This window comes from Nostoc cycadae WK-1, from assembly GCF_002897135.1.
Taxonomy (GTDB): Bacteria; Cyanobacteriota; Cyanobacteriia; order Cyanobacteriales; family Nostocaceae; genus Nostoc_B.
Genome location: NZ_DF978426.1, coordinates 314,298 through 335,611, shown reverse-complemented (window position 1 = coordinate 335,611; position 21,314 = coordinate 314,298). Strand labels below are relative to the sequence as shown.

Below are 21,314 nucleotides of genomic sequence, written 5' to 3'. Positions count from 1 at the left end.
CAAGCGTTTTGCTTTAACCCTACTGGAGACATAAATGAGTTTTGCCGCTTTTGACAGATGTAAATCATACACGAGCAGCTAATCAATAACGGATTACACTCAAATAGAAGAGTGCGATCGCTCGTACCACAGGTTTAATTATTTTTAAATGTAAATATAATTATGAATCATGAAAATATATAGCGGTAGTCAGATATGTTAGGACAACTTGAAAGCTCGAATGCCAGGAATAGTAAGACTTTTCCTTCTGCCTCCTGCCTCCTACTGTAGTATGAGCAGTAGAATTTTCTATTGCATTGCGCTACTCACTATCCGAAATTTTTAGTATTCAAAATAACCACAAAAACTACTGGGTCTAGCTTCCACTCAATGCAACATCCAACTACACATCAGCTGTTGGTTATTACATCAACGCAAAAACTAGACCCAGTATAAAATTTTAGACAACTAGATTTTCAATCTTAGCGTCTGTTACCACCACGGTAAGGCACTGCGGCTAGGTAATCGATATCAAAAGACGAGAGTCTTTGGCCATAGTTACCACTTGGATTGATGGCTGCTGCCAAATCTGCAAACTTGCGTGGGTCGCCTTCTGCAAGCCGTTTTTCTTGGGACTTGCGGCTGTAGAATTTCTCCAAAGTAAAGCGCCAGTCGGTTTGAACTGTACCTGCTTTTTCTTGGAAATCTTCGCCGTAGCGGGGTGTAACCAAGTTGTGTGGACGGTCTACCAAGCGTTTGCGTTGGTAGGGTACGGTGTTTTCGCCAAAGCTTTGGGTATATTCTTCACTGTCTAATAACGCATCAACGAAGCCACTAAAACCTTTGGTGCCAATCACAATTGACCAAGCGATTTCTTCTTCTTTGTTATAAGAAGAACGACCCAATAAGCGTTTAAGGGCAATGTCAACTAAACGATAGTTATTGTTGACAGAAACAACCAAACGATAGAAAGCCTCAGACTTGGCTAAACCACGGATAAAGTCACGCACAGAGATTGCGCCAGTTTTGAGTTGAGATTCTAAAGTTACTTGGCGGTTGAACTTGAGAATTTCATGTTCGCTGAAAACTTGGCGATAAGCTGCCCAAATGATGCTTTGGATATCAGTGTAAGAACTGACATCTTCTATACGATAGATATAGGGTGTATTTTCATTTTGGTCAGCAACACCAAAGCTTTTAACACGGTGGTTTTGACTGCTGGGTTTGTATTCAAGTAATGGCAGAGCCATGCTGCTTTTTTCCTCTTATTAAAAGATTACACAGAGATTTAGCTGGTGATAAATGAGGAGGTTTGATAACTCAAATCCTCACTCATGCTTTATCTATTGTCCCGCATTAGGTTAGAAGCCAGTATTAATTCCTAACCAATTTAGTACCAGCAAGAGAGTTATTCCTGCGGACATTACCAGTAATACGGCCAATAGTGCAGTCCCATCAAGTTTCTTGCCAGATATATAAGACCAAGAATAATCACGCTCGGTGTTAACAATACCTGCACGTTCTCGATAGTCAGCACCATAGCGGGGAGTAAAGCTGAATGGTCGTTCTACGGTCATGCGTTTGCGCTGATAGGGTACAGTGTAGTCACCAAAAGCTTGAGTGTATTCTTCACTGTCAATCAGAGCATCAACAAATCCATTCCAACCGCGAGTGGCGATGTGAATAGACCAGGCTATTTCTTCTTCCCGATTGTAAGGAGCGCGACCTAACAAACGTTTCAGACACATTTCTACCAGCCGATAGTTATTATTGGGTGTGACAACCAGCTGATAAAATCGCTCTGATTTGGCCAAACCTCGGATAAAGTCTTTAACCGTGATTGACCGATTTTTAAGTTGGGTTTCTAGGGCTATTTGGCGGTTAAATTTAAGAATTTCCTGCTCGTTGAAGACTTGGCGATAAGCTGCCCAAATTAGTCTTTCAACTTCACTAGGAGAGTTGGCTGTTTCTATACGGTAGATATAGGGTGTATCTTCGTTAATATCTGCCGTACCAAAGCTACTAACTCTTTGATTTTGAGTTGTGGGTTTGTATTCGAGTAAAGGTAATGCCATACTAAAGACCGCCTTGAGAATAAGGTTGGCATCTTATACCCAGTCCGTCTGTACCATTTGGGATTTTAGATTTTGGATTTTAGATTAAGAAACTGCTTTCTATGTCTGAAGTCCATTATTTATCCAATTGGTATTAGTTACCTTTAATTAATAATTTAGTAACTAGACGGAAAAACATTTAGAAGGTTGTTAGTTGGCTATTGCAAACTTTGTATCCTTCTTATACCTTTATCAAACCACTGAAAAAAAGCCCTTACCGCACGGGGAAATTAGCGCTGGAACTGATGGATACGGGAATACCTTGGGGTGTGGTATCTCTGGTGGTGTCGGGAATTTTGATATTGGCTAGGTTAACCGGTGTATAGGTGACGGTTCTAATATTGATGGAATTAGCCAAAGCCAAGAAGTTTTTGATGTCGCCTTCTATATAGCGAGCATCTTCTAGTTTGTCGCGCCAGTAGTTACCGTAGCGAGGGGTAACTAGGTTGAAAGGTCTATCTTTATAGCGGCGGCGTTGGTAAGGAACTATATTTTCGCCAAAGTTGGTGAGATACTCTTCCGAGTCGATTAAAGCGTCAACAAAACCGTCCCAACCAGCAGTTGCTATTTTGATTGACCAAGCAATCTCTTCATCTTTATTATAAGGCGCACGGCCTAAAAACCGTTTGAGGGCAATTTCTACTAAACGGTAGTTAGAGTTGGTCTCAATGACTAAAGTCCGAAAAGCTTCAGACTTAGCCAAGCCTCTAATAAAGTCGCGTACAGTAATGGCGCGATTCTTCACCTGAGATTCTAAGTTGCCTTGGCGGAAGAATTTCAGGATTTCGTGTTCGCTAAATACTTGCCGATAGGCTGCCCAAATTAATTCTTGAACATCACTATTCTCAGCGCAGTTTTCTATGCGATAGGGTCTAGGAGTATTTTCGTTAGGAATTTCGTAACCAGAAACACGCTGGTTTTGAGAACTGGGTTTGTATTCGAGTAAAGGTATTGCCATAGTTTTAGGATTTGTCCTTTGTCATTTCAACAGTGCTGAGTGCTGAGTGCTGAGGAGCCACTGCGTTGCGGAGGTTCCCTCCGTTGTAGCAAGTAGCGTTGCTGAGTAAAAATTCTCTTACTCCTGCCTCCTGCCTTCTGCCTTCTGCCTCCTAAGTTGTGCGGTTTCCTGGAAGATAACGGTAAGGTAGAGCAACGGCTGTGGGTTTAACAGTTGGTTGGGGTGTACCAGTTTCACGGCTGTTGTCGGGAATCTTCATGTCTCTGATTTGGGAGACAACGGAAGCGGTTACACGTTGATAATTACGTTCGTTAGTAATTATGTTCCCAGCCATTGCCATGAAGTTGCTAGGAATGACGCGGCGAATTTCTTCTTTGCTTGCATAACCTGTGGTACGCGCACTGTAGAAGGAACGACCACCAAGGAAGTTGAGGGTCTGGCGATCGCGCCAGTAATTGTTGTAGCGTGGGTTAACTAAGTTGAAGGGTCTGTCTTTGAAGCGACGGCGTTGGTAAGGTACGATGTCGTCACCAAAGTTTTGTTGATATTCGTCGCTGTCTAGCAATGCGTCGATAAACCCATGCAAGCCCTTGGTGGCAATGACAATTGACCAGGCAATTTCCTCATCTTTATTATATGCAGCCCGTCCCAAAAACCGCTTCAAGGTAATGTCTACTAGACGGTAGTTGGAGTTGATGTCTGCTACTTGAGTACGGTAAACTTCCGACTTACCTAAGCCACGAATAAAGTCTCGGACGTTAATTGCCCGATTCCGCAGTTGTGATTCTAAGAAAGATTGGCGATTGCTTTTGAGAATTAGTTGTTCGCTGAAAATTTGCCGATATGCTGCCCAGATGATGGCATCAATATCTTTATCGTCAGTGGCAGCAGATAAGCGATAACTAATTGGGGTGTCTTCGTTAGGTACTTCGTAACCTTCTACCCGCTGGTTTTGAGAACTTGGTGAATATTCCAGTAATGGTATTGACATATTTACTTTTACCTTGTTTTATGGTAGATAAACAAGCTTATTAACGATAGGCTAGTTGTACGCGAGCGCGGACTGCTTTTTCGGTATCTGTTGTGAGCATTTGGTTGAGTCTGGCAAAAATAGGCTGTTGTAAATCGCTATTTTTTGCCAAGGCTTGTAAACCAACAACAGCAGCATACCGAATTGACCATTCAGAGTCTTGAGAAATAAATATAAGTGTTTCTAAGGCTCTTTTGGGCGCTGTATGGCTGGCGGGAAAATCTAGCATAGACCAGTGCAAGTTTCCTAAACCTTTGGCAGCAGCACGGCGGACACTAGGGGCAAAGTCTGTAGCAGCGGCACTGATTAATAAATCTAAAGCACGAGGGTCAGCGATCGCAGCTAAAGTGCGAATCGAATAAGCCCGCGCGCCATAGTTATAGTCATCAATTTGAGATATTAGCTGTGGTACTGCGATTTCTCCCATTTCTGTGAGGGCAGTTGCAGCTACCCCTGCGGCAACTGGGTTGTTATAACCAAACACAGCAATTAGGGTAGGAATTGCAGCTATATCTTTTGTTGCTGCCAAGTTCTGCACTGCTGTCACCATTTTTGCTGGTGTGACGGCTTCGGCGACGGCACGAATTAGTTCATCAGTCATTGGTCAATGATCAATGGTCAATGGTCAAGAGTCAACAGTCATTACTTTTGACTATGAACTATTGACTCTTGACTATAAAAGTGCATCCATCAAATTCATTACCCGAATTGCGTCATCTGAGACAGCAAGCTCTTCTAACTCGTCTGTCAGTTGATGCTCTAGCAATCCTTTAAGGGCAATAAGTTTGAAGCTGTTTTCGACCTGAGCTTGAGCGATCGCTTCCGCTGCTGCCAAATACCCAATTGCACCCAAATCCCCTAAGACAACGCGACGTAACTTCAGATCGCCAGATGCCAACATCTGCACTAACCTGTCTCCGTAGATGGGGTTTTGTGTGAGTTGGTACATGGCTCTGGCGGCGGCGCATTGTACTCGTGGTACTGGATGCTCTAGGAAAGGCTGAATGAGTGGAATTGCCTCAGTAGCGCGAATGGCTCCCAAGGCTTCGATAACTGCTTCGTAGGGCTGGGTTAGGTGGGGTAGTCCCTCTACTTGCACGGCCTCGGCAACACCACCATCTAACATTTTGATCAGTGCTGATGCAGAAGTGCGATCGCGCAGCATTGCTAAGGATTGGGCGGCGGCTTCACGCACATAGAAGTCAGAACATTCTAGGCATTCAATTAAGCTCTTTACTGCTCTAGCATCGCTTAACTTACCTAATGCTCTAGCTGCATTGCGGCGTAGTGGATAACCTCCGAGTTCTGTCCTATCAGCTTCATCGTTTAATGCGGCAATCAAGGCATCCACAGCATCGGCTCTGTTAACCCGGAACTTGCCCAGCCACCAAGCTGCATAATAGCGGAGACTTAAATCTGGTGATTGCAGGTTAGCGATCGCTAACTCTGGTGTGAGCTGTGGCGTGTTCTGGGCGGGAAATTCTTCCCCACTGGGTTCTATCATTACCAGGGGATTATTCCTCTTCAGCAGTTAATGGCTCAATCTTGATGATTTTGCCGCCCAGACGGGTAATTCTTTGGTATTCTTCGTTCATCCGGCTGTATGGCACTGTAATAAATACACTACCGCTATTGCGGATATTGTATTTATTTCTGTCAGTTTCGGAGTTTTGCCGCAAGCCTACAACTTCGTAACGAAATACCCGGCTAGCAGATGAAGAAACGCTACTAGCACCCAGTGTGGTTTGACCGAACATTACTTCTATATCTCCTGTTTGGTTGTAAACTCTCTATTGCAGCAAACAATTTAAGCTGGTGTAACACTGGCTATTTTGCCACCTTGCTTATGAATTTGCTGAATTTTTTCAGAAAGCCGTTCGTAAGGTACGATAAAAGCTGTGCTGCTTCTTCTCACGCTCGGATAGCCGGGATTGCGAAGTCCTGTAACTTCAATGCGGTAAACACGATCTGCTTGTCCGACAGCGTTGCCTAAGTTCCGCTTGGGAGCTAGATCTGCGGTGGCACGGAAACTCCAGTTGTTATTAATGCCGGATGGGCCAACTATTGAGGAAGCTAGATTGCTGGCTAATTCCCGCGCTAGGCGTGATTTTTTCCCTTCTACTTGGGCGCGATCGCTATTGGCATAGCCTCGGTATAAACGGAATATCCGGTTAAAACCTACTGTTTTTTGCCCAGGTTGAGTTTCAAAACCACGATAGTAAGGTACGATGCTGTCGCCAAAGTTGTTTTGATACTCTACCGAATCAATGTAAGAGTCAACTTCAGCGTCGTAACCTTTGTTTTGGTACAAGTCGAGGTGATAAACAACTTCTGACTCATCGTAAGGAGCGCGACCCAACAAATGTTTGTAGTTGAGTTCGATCAAACGAGTTTGGAAGCTGTTATAGAAAAACTTGGTTTTGTAGAGTTCTGATTTGGCAACGCTACGCACAAACTCCCGCACTGTCAGGTTTCCATCCCGCAGGAGTGATTCTGCGCTTACGAGGCGTTCTGATGCCATGATGTAATCATTACCCAAAACTTGCCGATACACGGCACGAATCACGGCTTCGACTTCTTCTTTGCTGGCGTTGGGGCGCAGTTCAACTCTACGTGCTTCGCTGTATGGCTCTGTCCCTAGCCTAGATGCTGCTGTTGTAATTGCCATTTTCTATCCCCCTATTGATGTTCGACTGCTTCGAGCCGACTGCTTGCTGAAATAAAGCCTTTTATTTATGCCCACATAAAAACTATGCCCGGGGCTAGATCCAACTGCTAGGTGATTCCATCCAGCACTTGCATCCCTCCCCGGGCAGAAAACTATCTAGCTGAGAGCGTTGATAGCGTAGTCGATGTAGGTGTTAGCTTCGTTAGCAGCTTGACCAGACAAACCATGATTAGCTTTGATGTGCTTCAGAGCTTCTACGTACCAGCTAGGAGACAAATCAAAGGAGCTGTTGATTTCAGCCAAACCAGCAATTAAGTACTCATCCAATGGGCCAGTACCACCAGCAACTAAGCTATAGGTGATGATCCGTAGGTAGTGACCAACGTCACGAGCGCACTTAGATTTACCACGGCTGTCAGCAGCAAAGTTAGGGCCGGGTGTTTGGGTGGTGTAGGGGAATTTTTGGTAAACAGCTTGGGTTGCACCATCGATCAAGCGTTGAGCGTTGGAGGTCAAACCACGAGCAGCTTCTAAGCTGGCAGCAGCACGTACATAACGACCGTTAACAGCTTGCAATTCGGTGTTGCCTAAGAAACGTCCTTGGGTGTCAGCAGCTGCGATAGCTTCGGTAATTGGTGTTTTAACCATCTTTTCAAATCTCCTTGGTATTTTTTAGTCTTTTTACCTGGTTGCCTGATACTTGCGTATGAGACTTTTGACTGCTATTAACCAACAGCAGCAGCAGCACGATCAAAGTAGCTTGCTACTTCGGAGATCAATGCACTGCAATCACCTTTAGTGATACCGTTGGGATCGTTAGCGATCGCAACAGCTGCATCTTTCATCTTCTGAACGCCAACAGCTACAGAAGAACCAGGTGTACCTAGAGCGTTGTAGGTTTCACGCAAGCCGTTTAAGCAGCGATCATCCAGGACACTTGCATCACCAGCTAAAATAGCGTAGGTTACATAGCGCAAAATGATTTCCATATCGCGCAAGCAAGCAGCCATACGACGGTTGGTGTAAGCGTTACCACCAGGAGCGATCAATTGGGGTTGCTCTTCAAACAAAGCACGAGCAGCGTTGGTAACGATAGCAGAAGCGTTGCTTGTAATGCGGTTAACAACATCTAAGCGCTTGCTGCCTTCTTTAACAACGTTAGATAGAGCATCTAGTTGTTCGTTGCTTAAGAACTCGCCTCTAGCATCAGCTTGAGAAGTTACCTTGGTGAATACATCTAATGTCATGGACTCTAATCTCCTAATTCCTTAGTTGAGAGATGTCTCGATTAAAACTGGTAATGTTTTATCAATTTTGGTCGGGATGGAACATAACAGACCAAGTATCCCTTTGTATTTTTGCTGCCCCTCAAATTTGCCTGTTGCTTCATGAAAAAAAATTATGAGAATCAGGTTCGGTTTTATGAGAAACGAGCAAACTTTACGAATTGACTGCCTTGTTTATGTTCTGTCTGTTATTTACCCCTCCAGCTTATGTTTATACAACGCTATAGATCCTTTATTTGTTACAAATTATGAATAAATAAGTTGCAGTCATAAGAACCCCCTCAAATCCTTTACATACAAGGGCTGTAACTGAGAAAAGTTAAAATTTTTCGTTACACAACTTCATGATTGCCAAGTTTTTCCGTAAATATGGCGGGTTTAATATTTTCTTAATTTTCTTACAACCCTTACCAAGCAACATATTGCCGTTCTACATCACTTTTCGCATCCGGATGGTTATTGTAAAGAAACATAAAATAAATATTTCGCAACATTTTTGTGAGTGCTTGGTTGAAAGTCCAAGGTTAAGAGTTAATTATCAATGGCGACAAAGCTAGGGCGATGCGCGATCGCACTACCTGATCGGCTTCTCCCGCGATCGCATTTTGTAAAGCCGCCTGAGCTTCGGGGGTGGCTATAGCTTGTAAAGACACCGCAGCCGCATAACGCAATCCCCAATCTTCAGGGGTAAGCAAAGCCCAAGTTAGTTTATCTTGCACCCTAAAAATTACTTCCACATCAGGAGAATTAATCGCAATGTTTCCTAATCCTCGTGCAGCAATCCGGCGCACATTCCCTTGGCAATGATTGGCGACAGTTGTACCTAAAACTTCCGCTAATACATCCAATGCGTCTGGAGAAGCAATTTGAGCTAAAGCCTGAATAATATGAGCTTGCAAACCTTGATCACAAGAAGCTTTGTAAGCAGTAATTAACGGTTTTACTGTCGAATTTCCTAGCTTGACTAACGCCTCTACAGCAACAGCCCTCACAGTTGGATGATGATGACTCAAAACGGCAATTAAGGCATTGATAGTCTCTAACTCTGGTGTGTCACTAACTGTGATTGCTGTAATTGCTGCAATTACGGTTTCTGGTGTTCCGGCATGATTTATTTGTGAAATTAATTGCTCATTCATAAAAAACCGCATGACAAAAAGGACTGGTGATAAAAGTAAAAAAGTAAAAGGCAAAAGGAAAAAAAGCTATAAAAGTATTTTGCCTTTTAACTTTTTATTTTTGACTTGTAATTACCAATCTTAAAAATTTATTTTTAAATTTTAAAGTTGAATTAGTAAATCATCTATCGCTTGAAAAATTAACAAAGCTGTTTTTTCTTCATAATTATGACTTTCCAAAAGTGTTTCTAAAATTCGCTTTAAGTTCAATAGCTTCAAACTATTAGGAACCTGCGCCGTCAAGATTGCTTGTATAGCTTGTTGATGTCCAACTGCACCTAAGTCAAAAACCGCAGCCCAACGTAAATACATATTGTCGTGGTTGAGGTTTTTAACAATACGTTCGATGTATTGGGGTTGTTGAGTCAACAGATACATATATCGAGCCGCAGCACATTGCACTCGTTCAGAAGGATGTTTCAAAAATGCTTCAATTTGCGGCTGTGCTGACCAAACTTGGAGCGTTGCTAATGCTTCAATTAAAGCCTCATAGGGTTGTTCTTGAGTGCTTTGCAAAAGATTGAGCAAAGGATTTATGGCTTTTTTGTCACCAATAGCAGCTAAAGCAGCGATCGCCGCTTCCGTAAAACGCAAATCTTCGTCACACTCTAACGCTGTTACTAACGCTGGTACAGCTTGGGGATTTTTCAATTGTCCTAAAGCGCGTGCAGCTTGACGGCGTAACGGATAACCCCCCCCTGGAATACGATAGCGTTCATCAAATAAAGCATCACATAACGCCATACAGCCTGCTTGTATTTGATGTTTACCTAACCACCAAGCGGCATAATAGCGAATTTGATTATCATCACTAGATAATGCGGCGATCGCTGTTTCTGGCGAAAGAATTGGTTCGGTTGTGTTCGTGGTGGTCATGATGAAATAAAGGTGTAAGGGATTAAGGGTGTAAGAGTATAGGAAGATTTTCTACACCCTACACCCCTACACCCCCACACCCAGTTTCAAGGATTATCCGCTGAAATTATTCAGCACTTTTTACACTTGGGAAATGCTGACTATTTTACCGCCACGCTTGTGAATTTCTTGATATATAGCCGAGAGACGTTCATAAGGTACGGTGTAAGTCTGACGGCTGCGGCGAACTGCGGCTTGAGAACCGATTTTACCAGCGATCGCTTCAACAACGAACATCCGACTATCTCCTTTGGCAGCCGAACTAATTAAAGTTGGTGCTTCTGAGACAAAACCTGTACCTGCGGAAGTTGGTGGCAAAATTCCATTAGCCAAATTCAATGAAACTTTAGTCCGCAAGCGAGAATTTCTCCGCCCCATCTGAGCATTATCACTATTACCGCAACCGCGATAAAGTTCTAATATGCGATTAAAACCTACAGTTTTCATTCCAGGAATTGATTGAAATCCTCGATGATAAGGAACAACAGAATTCCCAAAAGCATTGTCATATTCTGAGCTATAAATGTAAGACTCAATATCTGTATCGTAGCCACGACCAGCATATAAATCTACATGGTAAGCAATCTCTGATTGATCATAGGGCGCACGTCCCAATAAGTGCTTATAGTTTAATTCAATAAACCGCACTTGAGAGTTTTGATAAAAAAAGCATTCTTTGTAAAATTCAGATTTTGCTAAAGTCTCGACAAATTGTTTTACACTAATTTTGCCATTACGCAATAAAGCTTCGGCACTAGTAAATTTTTGGCTGGCATATAATCCTTGACGACCAAAAATTTGTTGATAAGCAGCCCGAAATACTTTTTGTAATTCGTCTTCACTCCAATTTTGGCGTAGCTCTACTTTAATACCGATTTCGTCTCTAATGCCTAGCCGTTCTGCAACTGAAGCACTCATTTTGACAATCGCTCCTTTTTAAATCTCTGTTTGCCATAAAATTGGGTCTTTGGTAGTAGAAAAATACCGCATGAAAGTAGAAAAAATTTCTACTTATTGGGCAATTATCTATTTCCAAAGACCCAGAAGTTTTGTATTAGCTTAATGCGTTAATTGCATAGTTGAGATAAATGTTTGCTTCACCGGCGACATCACCATTTAAACCATGATTATCGCGGACGAATTCGAGAGCAGCTATATACCAACTAGGAGATAAACCCAGAGCGCTGTTGAGTTCGCTTAAGCCAGCAACTACATATTCATCTAAAGGGCCAGTACCGCCAACAACACAGCAATAGCTGATGGTGCGGAGGTAGTGGTCAATATCGCGTACACACTTGGATTTCCCTTCGGGTGTAGAAGCATATTGAGGGCCACTCATTTGAGTGGTGTAGGGGAATTTTTGATAAACATGATTTGCTGCTGCTTCTGACCATTTTTTGCCATTATTTGTAAATGCTTTAGCAGCTTCTAAACCAGCACGAGCGCGGTTGAAACGACCAAATACTGCTTGCATTTCAGTATTGCTGAGATAAGAACCACGCAGATCAGCAGCTGCGATCGCTTCAGTTAAAGGCGTTTTCATAATTCTCCTAATCTCCTCGATTTTTGACTAATGACTAACAACCAGTTTGAGAAAGTTTGAACCAACAAATTTATTAAACAACAGCACTTGCAGCGCGATCAAAATAGTTGGCTACCTCAGCAATCAGTTGATTACAATCACCTCTGGTAATACCATTGGGATCATTAGCAATTGCAATAGCAGCATCTTTCATTTTTTGAATTCCTGAAGCTACAGCATCACCAGGAGTACCCAGAGCTTGATAGGTTTCACGCAAACCATTCAAGCAGCGATCGTCCATTACACTAGCGTCACCTGCTAATACAGAATAGGTGACATAACGCAGAACAAATCCTAAGTCACGGATACAAGCAGCTTGATTGCGATTATGGAAACAAGCACCACCAGCATTAAAAATTTGGGGACGTTCAGCAACTAAAGCACGATAGGCATTAGCCACAATTGATGAAGCGTTACCATTGAGTCTGTTCACTATATCTAACCGCTTATTACTATCAGCAACCATTGCTGATAATGCGTTGATTTCATCACCGCTTAGATATGAACCTTTTCTATCGGCTTGTTCAACTACTTTGGAAAAAGCGTCAAGCATTTTCTATTCCTCCTAAAGGTCATTCATTGCAGATTATCAATGCGTTTTATAGCAATTAATCAATTGAAAAAAAATTTATTGCATCACACAATAGCTATTTCAACTTATGATTTGAAATAACAATATTTGGCGGCAATCAAATATTTTAAAAAACAGCTAATTTTGCTGGTTTTTTAATTGCTTTTAAAACCTTGTTCGTATTTTATATATTGGTTGAGTTCGTTTATTCTTAAGTTTTGTAAAATAGTGTTACTCCATACAGCTTTTTAGCTAAAGTGTTGCACTACAAAGCTTTTGCTAATACTGACGAAATATTTGCTTTACAATTAAACATTTTTAGACATTTTACTTCATATAGTCTCTCAGTTTTTTTGAGCTTAGTAACAAATACAACTTATATATCAAGAGTCTCTGACAGTATGGCGTGCGGAAGTATATAACACAGCAGGAATCAAGCTACTGTTGAATACAAACTAAAAGTTGAACATTAAAGCTTTTTAACTTTTAACTGTTGCTTTTTGACTTCTGTGTAGTGTTAGTAGTTTGTTTAAAATTTGTTAGAGAAATTTTGTTACTTATGTCACAATGTTTTATTTTTATTTAGCTAATAAAAATAATTTAGATTTTTCATCCCACATATATTCTTAATTTCCTTATAACTTTTGGTTTACAAGCGTTTCATGCCGTATTCTCACCACTTACTGCCATTTTGGAAAAAAACTTCTGTGTAAGCTTTTGTAAAGCTAATTGAAAGAAAGTCGGACAATTCTTTATATTCTTTTTTAAGAAGAGATTGCGGCTCTGCGGCGAAGAACTTCTAATAAAGTTGTCAAAGTCGCCGGAGGTGTTGCTGTCACCTCAATCCAATCTTCAGAAATGGGGTGCTGCAATTTTAGTCGCCAAGCGTGTAATGCTTGTCCGGGAAGATTTACGCCTACAGAACGACCAGAACCATAAACAGGATCACCAACAATGGGATGTCCGATTTTGGCGCTATGAACCCGAATTTGATGAGTGCGTCCTGTTTCTAATTGAAAGTGAATTAATGTGTAGTTACCCAAGCGCTCTAATACTTGCCAGTGCGTAACTGCTGCGCGTCCACCTTCTTCTACAGGGACAACGGCCATTTTCTTACGGTCTTGGGGATGGCGACCAATAGGGAAATCTATCTTACCACTTTCCGTTTTTGGCGCACCATAAACTACGCCTAAATATTCTCGACGTGCAGTTTTTGCTTGAAGTTGCGCTTGCAAATGTTGATAAGCAATGTCAGTTTTGACAATAGCGATCGCACCTGTTGTATCTTTATCTAATCGATGCACAATTCCCGGACGCTGAACTCCACCAATACCGGGAAGGTTAGGACAGTGCGCCAACAAAGCATTTACTAGTGTGCCATCAGGATGTCCCGGTGCGGGATGGACAACTAAACCCGCAGGTTTGTTAAGGATAAGTAACTGGTCATCTTCATAAAGAATATCTAGGGGAATCTGTTCTGCTTGTAGCTCTAGGGGTTGCGCTTCTGGTATTTGTAGTATGATGCGATCGCCTGCTTTCACATTCACCTTCTTAGATGTGCAGACTTTATCGTTAACTTGCACATTACCCTGTTCGATGAACTGCTGAATGCGAGAACGAGAAATATCTGGTAATTCTTCCGCAAGATAACGGTCTAAACGTTCACTATTTTCTGAAACTTGTAAATTAAATTCTGTCTGCATCGAGAATAAGGGTGTAGGGAGTAGGGATACTGAAGGATGATGACTTGGTAAGCTGAAACCTCAGACTAGCCTGCGGCTTGCCGCTACGCGTCTACATATTTCACACTTCATACTTCATACAGTTTCCGGGTAGATGATGTCACGTTTGGTAGAAGAAGGTAGCTGAGTCACCATAAGCGTAAGTCCAATTTACACAAGTGGCATAGTTAATTTTAGCTTAATAGTTCAATAGTCAAAATTTATAACTTTGTGCTGTTAAATTGGGAGATTTTACTTTGCATATTTCTTCACTCAGATAGATTGCCACATTTAAAATGTTTTAAATTATCTCCAGCCTGCGTAACATGATTAATTACTGTACTTCTTTTATCTCTCCGGATACTCTGCTTAATTTTAGACACTTGAAATCTTTAAATAAGAATTACATTTATATCTTCATAGTTTGTTTATCATAAAGCTAATACATTTTAATCTGGAGGTAGAAAATTAGATTAAACTACCATCAAGCATTAAGCTAAATTTAGATACTGTGCTTGTATTAACTACATTTTTTGAGTTTTTCCACAAGCTTTGGTTTATGGAACTCAGATATAGTGCTGAGTCAATATTGATCGACATATAAAAGCAAAACTTGTTTTTAGTGCTGATGCCGAAATTATATTGTGCAAGTGTTGTCTAGAGTAAATTTTCAACTTTTCACTGAGGTGTTTTCGCTACGGAGTCTTAGTTAATACATTTAAAGGTAAAACGCTTTTGAGTAAGTATATACATAAATTAAGGCATTTACCATTAAAAAGCTATATTTTCAGACAAGCCATACTTAAAACGATGACAATTTTGCTACTGATGGGTTGGAGCCAATACTTCTAAATGCAAAATATGCTGTACTGTTAAACTAGCCAAATTATTGCCAGCGAAGAAAGCAAAATTGACATTTGGATACTGTTTACAGACAACCAATTCAGTTATTTTGCTATTGAGCAATAGCTTAGTTTGGTATTTTTTAGTTAGGTGTAGTTAGGGTGGCAATATCTTATCAGAAATTGACTACTTTAGAGTTAGGGGTAAAGAATCTCTGTACTAACTAAAATGAGACCGCTATATTTAGCGCAATAGCATCTCTAAAATATTTTACTGTGAATGCCGACTAGGTAATTCACCAATTTGCCTTGCTGATATGTACTTATATTTAAAAATATTCCGATGAAAACCCTCCCTATTAGTAGATATAGATTCTTTCAAAAAATCCAGCCATTATCTCTGTTGAAAAAAATCACCAGTAAATCTGTGACTGGTTGTTTACAAGTGTTTAGCACATCAGGTGCTTGGTCAATATATATAGACGAAGGTAAATTAATTTATGCGTGCTACTCCGAAAAAATGTTCGAGCCGCTTTACCGGAATTTGCAGCGTTTGAGTGAGCAAATTTCGACTTTACCTTGTGGTATTGACGCTCAACTTAGAGCCATATTTGAAACAGGCGCTGGTAGTCAAACCATTCCCAACCCAGATTATTTAGCAATTTGCTGGTTAGTTAATCAAAAATATATTAGTCCAACAGAAGCAGCCTTACTGATAGAACAATTAGCCTTAGAAGTTCTAGACTCATTCTTGAACTTAGAAGAGGGGAGTTATGAATTCATCCCCGAAAGCTTTTTGGATGATATGCCTAAATTCTGCCATCTAAATCTCCGCTTATTAGTCGAACGATGTCAAAAGCGAGGAAGAGATGGGGTTTATCAAGATAGTTCGCCATATACAGAAAGTAGCTCGGCTGGGGTGAATTACCAAGAGTTGCATTCGTCATTTCTGCACACCAAGCCGAAAGCTCAACCCAAACCTGAACCACAATTACCTAAAATTAACCGCTATCCATCACAGCCTGCTAACCCTGGCCATCATAATTATCAAACTAATTCTTCTCCATCAACAGAGAAAAAAATCTACACCATATTTTGTATTGATAATAGTCCTGCTTTATTAAATGTCATTAAAAATTCTTTAGATGAGCAAATATTTTCTGTACTGGGGGTTACAGATTCTTTAAAAGCTTTAATGGAAATTCTCCGCACTAAACCAGACATTATTTTATTAAACGTAGATATGCCTGATTTAGATGGCTATGAGTTATGCAGTTTGTTACGCAAGCACGCATATTTTAAAAATACACCCATCATTATGGTGACTGAAAAAGTCAGCCTCATCGATAGAGCGAAAGCTAAAATAGTCAGAGCTTCCGGCTATTTAACCAAACCTTTTACCCAAGGGGATTTGATGAAAATTATATTTCAACATATTATGTAATTTCAGCGCGTGTCCTCCATTATTTTCCCCAAATTAAATCTAAACGTTCTTGGGCTTTTTTTAGTGCTGCTTGGGGAGATTCACCCATCAATGAAGCCTCAATGGCTCGACCAAGACTTTCCGATAGACGATTATATCCAGCTAAAGTAGGTCGAGCGCGTGCCACACCCATTTGCTCTAAAAAAACTTTCATCCAAGGTCTTTGGTTAATATATTGTTGATAAGCTGTGCTTTGAGCAGTTTTGAGATTAACTGGCAAAAAACCTGTACCAATTGCCCATTCTGTTTGAAATTCTTCACTTAAAACATATTCTAAAAATTGCAGTGCAGCTTTCTTTTTCTCTGGTGTGGTCTTCATCAAATAAAAATTACCTGTACCTGTGACAGTTGCTTGATCAACATCACTAGGTATAGGAAAGACTTGATAATCTGTCTTAGACTTGGTGATATAAGTCCAAGGCCCAGTGATTTGCATAGCTACACGTCCCTGAAGAAAAGCATCTTCTTCATAACCTCGTTCTGGAGGAGAAAGAATCGCTGAACCATCTTTTAATAAGTCTTGCCAAAACTGTAGAGCATGAATTGCTCCAGGATTATTTAAATTAGGCAAACCATTACGGATAACCTCACCGCCACCACTAAATAAAAAGGGAAACCAACTAAAAACAGTCCATTCTCCCTTACCCATAGGCAGCAACATACCATATTGTTCTGGTTGGTTGTCACCATTGCGGTCTACAGTTAATTTTTTGGCAACTTCTCGCAATTCTTGCCAAGTTTTAGGCGTGTTGGTAATACCCGCCGCTTGAAATAGGGTGGGACGGAAAAAAATACCTATATTACTTGTGTAGAGTGGTATTGACCACAAATGACCATTTAATGTTAATTCTTCTAAAAGATTAGGGCTAATTTCTGACTTCAGAGACAATTTATCTAGCCAGTATTCTAAAGGCACAATTGCTCCAAGTTCAACAAACTGACCAGTAACTTGCGGATAAAATGAGAGAATATCTGGAGGTACTTGAGCAACAACTGCTGTAAGAATTTTTGGTAATTGTTGATCCAGTTGACCAGCATAAATAGATTCTACTTGGACATCAACATGAGTCTGATTAAATTTATCTACTAACTTTTGAAATACATCCCGATTTACTGGTGGATTAATTCCATGCCATAGTGTTATGTGCGTAACTTGGTTATTTTGTGATTCTTTTGCTTGACAACTCGATAAAAAGATGAGGCTGACGCTTAAGATCACGATCAAAAGAGGAACTCGCCAGATAGAACGAAGAAACTGGTGAATAATTTTAACCACGGCAGATGGAAAGATAGTAAATTGTTATATAAGAAATTATCTAGTGCAGGATCAATATGTGCAAACAGTTAATTCGTAACCTATGCTGCACAATCATAAATACTTAAGTTGTAGCAGGGTTCCGGCTATCATAAATCACCCAGTGCAGGTTGAAACGGAGAAGTTATAACTGTAAGAGTTACTTAGGTTTTATAAGTAACTCTAAACACTATCATTAGGGTGCTTTTCTCTAAGCCAATATGCCGGAATCGTTAAACTTCTCATTTCTTGCAGCTCATGATCAACAACTTGTGCGCTTGGGTGCTTTAGCAGAGCGATATTTTGTTGATGACCCCAATACTTGTTTAATTAAGTTGCGGCAGTTTGGTGAATTGCTGGCGCAACTAGCAGCAGCCAATATTGGACTTTATGAGGTAGCAGATGAACGGCAGATTGATTTACTCAATCGGTTGCGCGATCGCGGTTTAATTAAAGGTGAAGTAGATCGTCTGTTTCATGAGTTGCGAAAAATTGGTAATCAGGCGACTCATGAGCTTTCTGGCAATCACCGCACAGCATTAAGTGGGCTGAAATATGCTCGTGCGTTAGGAATTTGGTTTCATCGCGCTTTTGGTGGAGGTCGCAATTTTGATCCAGGTGCGTTTATTCCTCCACCTGACCCAACAATAGAAACAGAGACACTCAAAGCAGAATTAGCACGCTTACGAGCAGAAGCGCAACAACATTTAGCAACGGCGGAAACTGAAGCACAACGACGCACCGCAGCCGAAGATTTAGCACGGGAAGCCCAAGCCAAAGTGCAGGAGGTGTTACAACATTTAGCCCAAATTCAAGCCCAAGCTCAAAACCAGTCCCAGCAAACAATTCAGCAGACAATCACTCAAGCCCAAGCTGCTGAAAGTGGAGTGCTGCTGGATGAGAGAGAGACACGCCGACTGATTGATACTCAATTACGTGCAGCTGGATGGGAAGCAGATTCCGAAGAATTGACTTATCAAAATGGTGTTCGTCCTCACAAAGGCAAAAATTTAGCGATCGCAGAATATCCCACCGCTAATGGACGCGCTGACTATGCCTTATTCTGTGGTTTGCAGATTGTCGGAGTAGTGGAAGCCAAGCGTCAAAGTAAAGATGTTTCTGAAGGGGCATTAAATCAAGCCAAACGCTACAGTGAAGGTTTTCAAATTGCCGGAGAAATTTTTGGTAGTGGTTCTTGGCAAAACTACAAAGTGCCGTTTGTCTTTGCTACCAACGGTAGACCATATTTACAGCAACTTCAAACTAAGAGTGGAATTTGGTTCTGTGATTTACGCCGTCCAACTAATTTGCGGGTATGCCTTCCCACATGGCACAGTCCGCAAGGGTTATTAGATGCCTTAGCTCAAGATATTGACCAGGCCAATACTCGTTTAACTCAGGAAGGTTTTAACTACGGGCTAGAGTTGCGTGATTACCAAATTCGTGCCATCCAAGCTGTAGAGTCTGCCTTAGCAAGGGAACAACGGGTATTACTGTTAGCAATGGCAACAGGCACAGGCAAAACTAAAACTTGTATTGCTTTGGTTTATCGCTTACTTAAAACCAAGCGATTTCGACGCATTTTATTTCTGGTTGATCGCACTGCACTAGGTGAACAAACTGACAATGCCTTTAAAGATTCCCGCATGGAGAACCTGCAAAGCTTTGCTGATATCTTCGAGATTAAAGGCTTAAAAGACACAGAACCAGACAGGGATACCAAAATCCATATTGCTACGGTGCAGGGTATGGTTAAACGAGTTCTTTACCCTGCCGAGACTGCATCTGTCATTACACCAGACCAGTATGATTGCATTGTGGTGGATGAGTGTCACCGGGGTTATTTACTAGATCGAGAATTAAGCGATCGCGAATTAGAGTTTCGGGATTTTAATGATTATGTATCAAAATATCGTCGAGTATTAGAGCATTTTGACGCTGTAAAAATTGGTTTAACTGCAACTCCCGCACTGCACACCACACAAATTTTTGGTGAACCTGTTTACACCTACAGTTATCGAGAAGCGGTGATCGATGGTTGGTTAATTGACCATGAAGAGCCAATTCCTATCAAAACCAAATTATCAGAAAAAGGGATAGTTTGGAAAGCTGGTGAGCAGATGGAGTATTTTAATCCCCAAACTGGACAAATAGATTTAGTTCATGCACCGGATGAGGTGAGAATTGAAATTGAACAGTTTAACCGCAAAGTAATTACTGAAGATTTTAACCGAGTTGTCTGTGAAGCCTTAGCCCAGCACATTGACCCATCGCTGCCAGAAAAAACTTTAATTTTCTGTGCTACCGATGGTCATGCAGATATTGTTGTTAAGGGGCTTAAACAAACGTTTCAGGCTAGATATGGCAGCGTAGAGGATGATGCAATTGTCAAAATTACAGGCAATGCAGATAAGCCATTAGAGTTGATTCGCAAGTTCCGCAATGAAGTTAATCCGAAAGTTGCTGTTACTGTAGACTTACTCACTACAGGTATTGATGTTCCTTCAATTTGTAATTTGGTGTTTATTCGTCGCGTTAATTCCCGCATTCTCTACGAGCAGATGTTGGGAAGGGCGACTCGTCTCTGTAATGATATTGGTAAAGAGGTGTTTAGAATTTTCGATGCGGTGCGATTATATGAAGCGATCGCTCCTGTCTCTAGTATGAAACCTGTGGTGGTTAACCCCAATATTTCCTTTACTCAATTGGTGCAAGAGTTAGAAACAGTCAAAAATCCTGATGCTTTAGAAATAGTCATTAACCAACTACTGGCGAAAATTCAGCGCAAACGCAGACATTTAAGCCCTAACAGTCAAGAACAGTTAGAAGCGATCGCCGGAATGCCATTATCAAATCTAGTTTCCCACCTCAAGCAAAGTACACCACAGCAAGTAAAACAATGGTGGGAACAAAGAAAAGCGATCGCTCAAATTCTGGATCGTCGAGATAGTGGAACTGCACCAATATTGGTTTCCCGCCATACTGATGAGTTAGTCGCAATTGAACGGGGTTACGGCAATGCTGAACGTCCAGAAGATTATTTAGATAGCTTTAGAGCTTTCTTGTTAGAGAATATGAACAAGATTCCTGCTTTGGCAGTTGTTACACAGCGTCCTCGTGAGTTGACTAGAGCGCAACTTAAGGAACTGCGAATGCTACTAGATACAGCAGGATATACAGAAACTAACCTCAAAACTGCATGGCGAGAAATGACCAATGAGGATATTGCTGCTTCCATCATTGGCTTTATTCGCCAAGCCGCCTTGGGTGATGCTTTAATACCCTATGCAGAAAGAGTGGATCGAGCTATGAAGAAAATTCTGGCAAGTCAACCTTGGACTTCTCCGCAACGCCAATGGTTAGAACGGATTGGTAAACAGCTGAAAGCGGAAACAATCGTTGATCGGGGAGCGTTGGATAAAGGGGAATTTAAAAGCCAAGGTGGCGGATTTGAAAGGCTTAATAAGGTTTTTGGCGGAGATTTAGAGCATATTGTAAGCCAGATTCATGAAAGCATTTGGAATTACCCCACCCTAACCCTCCCCTTGGAAAGGGGAGGGAATTAGATTACTCAGTTTTCCCCCTTTATAAGTTGCTAATTGAGCGTGACTAGCGGCTAAGTCAACGGAGGGAATTAGATTACTCAGTTTCCCCCCTTTATAAGGGCAGGGCTGTTTCATTCCCTAAAACAGG

Annotated in this window: 19 protein-coding genes; 2 read left to right on the top strand and 17 right to left on the bottom strand. The window is 41.3% G+C overall.

The features are described 5' to 3' along the window. Window positions 1–461: 461 nt before the first annotated feature. The 16 genes from NCWK1_RS10980 to NCWK1_RS10905 form a co-directional block, all read right to left on the bottom strand. Window positions 462–1,229, bottom strand: a complete 768-nt coding sequence (locus NCWK1_RS10980; protein WP_096575571.1) for a phycobilisome rod-core linker polypeptide — start codon at window positions 1,227–1,229, stop codon at window positions 462–464. Between the two features lie 111 nt (window positions 1,230–1,340). Beyond that, entirely contained in the window at window positions 1,341–2,054 is a 714-nt protein-coding gene (locus tag NCWK1_RS10975) for a phycobilisome rod-core linker polypeptide (RefSeq protein WP_096575569.1), read from the bottom strand. A 253-nt stretch (window positions 2,055–2,307) separates the two neighbouring features. Further along, window positions 2,308–3,051: a phycobilisome rod-core linker polypeptide gene (locus NCWK1_RS10970; protein ID WP_103124738.1), complete on the bottom strand. Its 744-nt coding sequence runs from the start codon at window positions 3,049–3,051 to the stop codon at window positions 2,308–2,310. A gap of 151 nt (window positions 3,052–3,202) precedes the next feature. Further along, window positions 3,203–4,042, bottom strand: a complete 840-nt coding sequence (locus tag NCWK1_RS10965) for a phycobilisome rod-core linker polypeptide (RefSeq protein WP_103124737.1) — start codon at window positions 4,040–4,042, stop codon at window positions 3,203–3,205. A 40-nt stretch (window positions 4,043–4,082) separates the two neighbouring features. After that, window positions 4,083–4,682 (bottom strand): HEAT repeat domain-containing protein, encoded by a 600-nt coding sequence (locus NCWK1_RS10960; protein ID WP_096575563.1) that lies wholly within the window; start codon window positions 4,680–4,682, stop codon window positions 4,083–4,085. A 72-nt stretch (window positions 4,683–4,754) separates the two neighbouring features. Continuing rightward, window positions 4,755–5,585, bottom strand: coding sequence for a HEAT repeat domain-containing protein (locus NCWK1_RS10955; RefSeq protein WP_096575561.1), 831 nt, complete (start codon window positions 5,583–5,585; stop codon window positions 4,755–4,757). A gap of 10 nt (window positions 5,586–5,595) precedes the next feature. After that, window positions 5,596–5,838 (bottom strand): phycobilisome linker polypeptide, encoded by a 243-nt coding sequence (locus NCWK1_RS10950; RefSeq protein ID WP_015113941.1) that lies wholly within the window; start codon window positions 5,836–5,838, stop codon window positions 5,596–5,598. Between the two features lie 50 nt (window positions 5,839–5,888). After that, the gene (locus NCWK1_RS10945; protein WP_096575559.1) at window positions 5,889–6,749 is read right to left on the bottom strand and encodes a phycobilisome linker polypeptide; all 861 of its coding nucleotides are present in this window, start codon (window positions 6,747–6,749) and stop codon (window positions 5,889–5,891) included. A 156-nt stretch (window positions 6,750–6,905) separates the two neighbouring features. Then, complete coding sequence (gene cpcA / locus NCWK1_RS10940) at window positions 6,906–7,397, bottom strand: phycocyanin subunit alpha (RefSeq protein ID WP_015113943.1); 492 nt, start codon at window positions 7,395–7,397, stop codon at window positions 6,906–6,908. Window positions 7,398–7,474: 77 nt separating this feature from the next. Then, window positions 7,475–7,996 carry a phycocyanin subunit beta gene (locus NCWK1_RS10935; protein WP_015113944.1) on the bottom strand — a complete coding sequence of 174 codons (522 nt, stop codon included), beginning with the start codon at window positions 7,994–7,996 and terminating at the stop codon, window positions 7,475–7,477. A 563-nt stretch (window positions 7,997–8,559) separates the two neighbouring features. Beyond that, window positions 8,560–9,174 (bottom strand): HEAT repeat domain-containing protein, encoded by a 615-nt coding sequence (locus tag NCWK1_RS10930; protein WP_245894878.1) that lies wholly within the window; start codon window positions 9,172–9,174, stop codon window positions 8,560–8,562. Window positions 9,175–9,315: 141 nt separating this feature from the next. Continuing rightward, on the bottom strand, window positions 9,316–10,089 hold the full coding sequence (locus tag NCWK1_RS10925; protein WP_096575555.1) for a HEAT repeat domain-containing protein: 774 nt from the start codon (window positions 10,087–10,089) through the stop codon (window positions 9,316–9,318). Between the two features lie 120 nt (window positions 10,090–10,209). Continuing rightward, the gene (locus NCWK1_RS10920) at window positions 10,210–11,046 is read right to left on the bottom strand and encodes a phycobilisome linker polypeptide (protein ID WP_096575553.1); all 837 of its coding nucleotides are present in this window, start codon (window positions 11,044–11,046) and stop codon (window positions 10,210–10,212) included. 136 nt (window positions 11,047–11,182) lie between these two features. Next, entirely contained in the window at window positions 11,183–11,671 is a 489-nt protein-coding gene (locus NCWK1_RS10915) for a phycocyanin alpha subunit (RefSeq protein ID WP_096575551.1), read from the bottom strand. Window positions 11,672–11,744: 73 nt separating this feature from the next. Then, a complete protein-coding gene (locus NCWK1_RS10910; protein ID WP_096575549.1) occupies window positions 11,745–12,263 on the bottom strand; it encodes a globin family protein in 519 nt (172 codons plus the stop codon). A gap of 782 nt (window positions 12,264–13,045) precedes the next feature. Continuing rightward, the gene (locus NCWK1_RS10905) at window positions 13,046–13,984 is read right to left on the bottom strand and encodes an RluA family pseudouridine synthase (RefSeq protein ID WP_103124736.1); all 939 of its coding nucleotides are present in this window, start codon (window positions 13,982–13,984) and stop codon (window positions 13,046–13,048) included. Between the two features lie 1,203 nt (window positions 13,985–15,187). On the opposite strand from NCWK1_RS10905, the gene NCWK1_RS10900 reads away from it, so the two are divergent. Next, a complete protein-coding gene (locus NCWK1_RS10900) occupies window positions 15,188–16,288 on the top strand; it encodes a response regulator (RefSeq protein ID WP_103124735.1) in 1,101 nt (366 codons plus the stop codon). A 19-nt stretch (window positions 16,289–16,307) separates the two neighbouring features. Here the strand turns inward: NCWK1_RS10900 and NCWK1_RS10895 are convergent, their stop codons facing one another. Further along, window positions 16,308–17,570, bottom strand: a complete 1,263-nt coding sequence (locus NCWK1_RS10895; RefSeq protein ID WP_479691898.1) for an ABC transporter substrate-binding protein — start codon at window positions 17,568–17,570, stop codon at window positions 16,308–16,310. Window positions 17,571–17,842: 272 nt separating this feature from the next. Between NCWK1_RS10895 and hsdR the strand changes: the two genes are divergently transcribed. Then, a complete protein-coding gene (gene hsdR, locus NCWK1_RS10890; protein ID WP_103124733.1) occupies window positions 17,843–21,187 on the top strand; it encodes a type I restriction-modification system endonuclease in 3,345 nt (1,114 codons plus the stop codon). The last annotated feature ends 127 nt before the right edge of the window (window positions 21,188–21,314 follow it).

Bases quoted from the DNA above. Each gene is read 5' to 3' on its own strand.
- NCWK1_RS10960 (WP_096575563.1), bottom strand. From the start codon at position 4,682: ATGACTGATGAACTAATTCGTGCCGTCGCCGAAGCCGTCACACCAGCA.
- NCWK1_RS10925 (WP_096575555.1), bottom strand. From the start codon at position 10,089: ATGACCACCACGAACACAACCGAACCAATTCTTTCGCCAGAAACAGCG.
- NCWK1_RS10965 (WP_103124737.1), bottom strand. From the start codon at position 4,042: ATGTCAATACCATTACTGGAATATTCACCAAGTTCTCAAAACCAGCGG.
- NCWK1_RS10980 (WP_096575571.1), bottom strand. From the start codon at position 1,229: ATGGCTCTGCCATTACTTGAATACAAACCCAGCAGTCAAAACCACCGT.
- hsdR (WP_103124733.1), top strand. From the start codon at position 17,843: ATGCCGGAATCGTTAAACTTCTCATTTCTTGCAGCTCATGATCAACAA.
- NCWK1_RS10930 (WP_245894878.1), bottom strand. From the start codon at position 9,174: ATGAATGAGCAATTAATTTCACAAATAAATCATGCCGGAACACCAGAA.
- NCWK1_RS10970 (WP_103124738.1), bottom strand. From the start codon at position 3,051: ATGGCAATACCTTTACTCGAATACAAACCCAGTTCTCAAAACCAGCGT.
- NCWK1_RS10935 (WP_015113944.1), bottom strand. From the start codon at position 7,996: ATGACATTAGATGTATTCACCAAGGTAACTTCTCAAGCTGATGCTAGA.
- cpcA (WP_015113943.1), bottom strand. From the start codon at position 7,397: ATGGTTAAAACACCAATTACCGAAGCTATCGCAGCTGCTGACACCCAA.
- NCWK1_RS10975 (WP_096575569.1), bottom strand. From the start codon at position 2,054: ATGGCATTACCTTTACTCGAATACAAACCCACAACTCAAAATCAAAGA.
- NCWK1_RS10915 (WP_096575551.1), bottom strand. From the start codon at position 11,671: ATGAAAACGCCTTTAACTGAAGCGATCGCAGCTGCTGATCTGCGTGGT.
- NCWK1_RS10905 (WP_103124736.1), bottom strand. From the start codon at position 13,984: ATGCAGACAGAATTTAATTTACAAGTTTCAGAAAATAGTGAACGTTTA.
- NCWK1_RS10920 (WP_096575553.1), bottom strand. From the start codon at position 11,046: ATGAGTGCTTCAGTTGCAGAACGGCTAGGCATTAGAGACGAAATCGGT.
- NCWK1_RS10945 (WP_096575559.1), bottom strand. From the start codon at position 6,749: ATGGCAATTACAACAGCAGCATCTAGGCTAGGGACAGAGCCATACAGC.
- NCWK1_RS10955 (WP_096575561.1), bottom strand. From the start codon at position 5,585: ATGATAGAACCCAGTGGGGAAGAATTTCCCGCCCAGAACACGCCACAG.
- NCWK1_RS10950 (WP_015113941.1), bottom strand. From the start codon at position 5,838: ATGTTCGGTCAAACCACACTGGGTGCTAGTAGCGTTTCTTCATCTGCT.
- NCWK1_RS10910 (WP_096575549.1), bottom strand. From the start codon at position 12,263: ATGCTTGACGCTTTTTCCAAAGTAGTTGAACAAGCCGATAGAAAAGGT.
- NCWK1_RS10900 (WP_103124735.1), top strand. From the start codon at position 15,188: ATGAAAACCCTCCCTATTAGTAGATATAGATTCTTTCAAAAAATCCAG.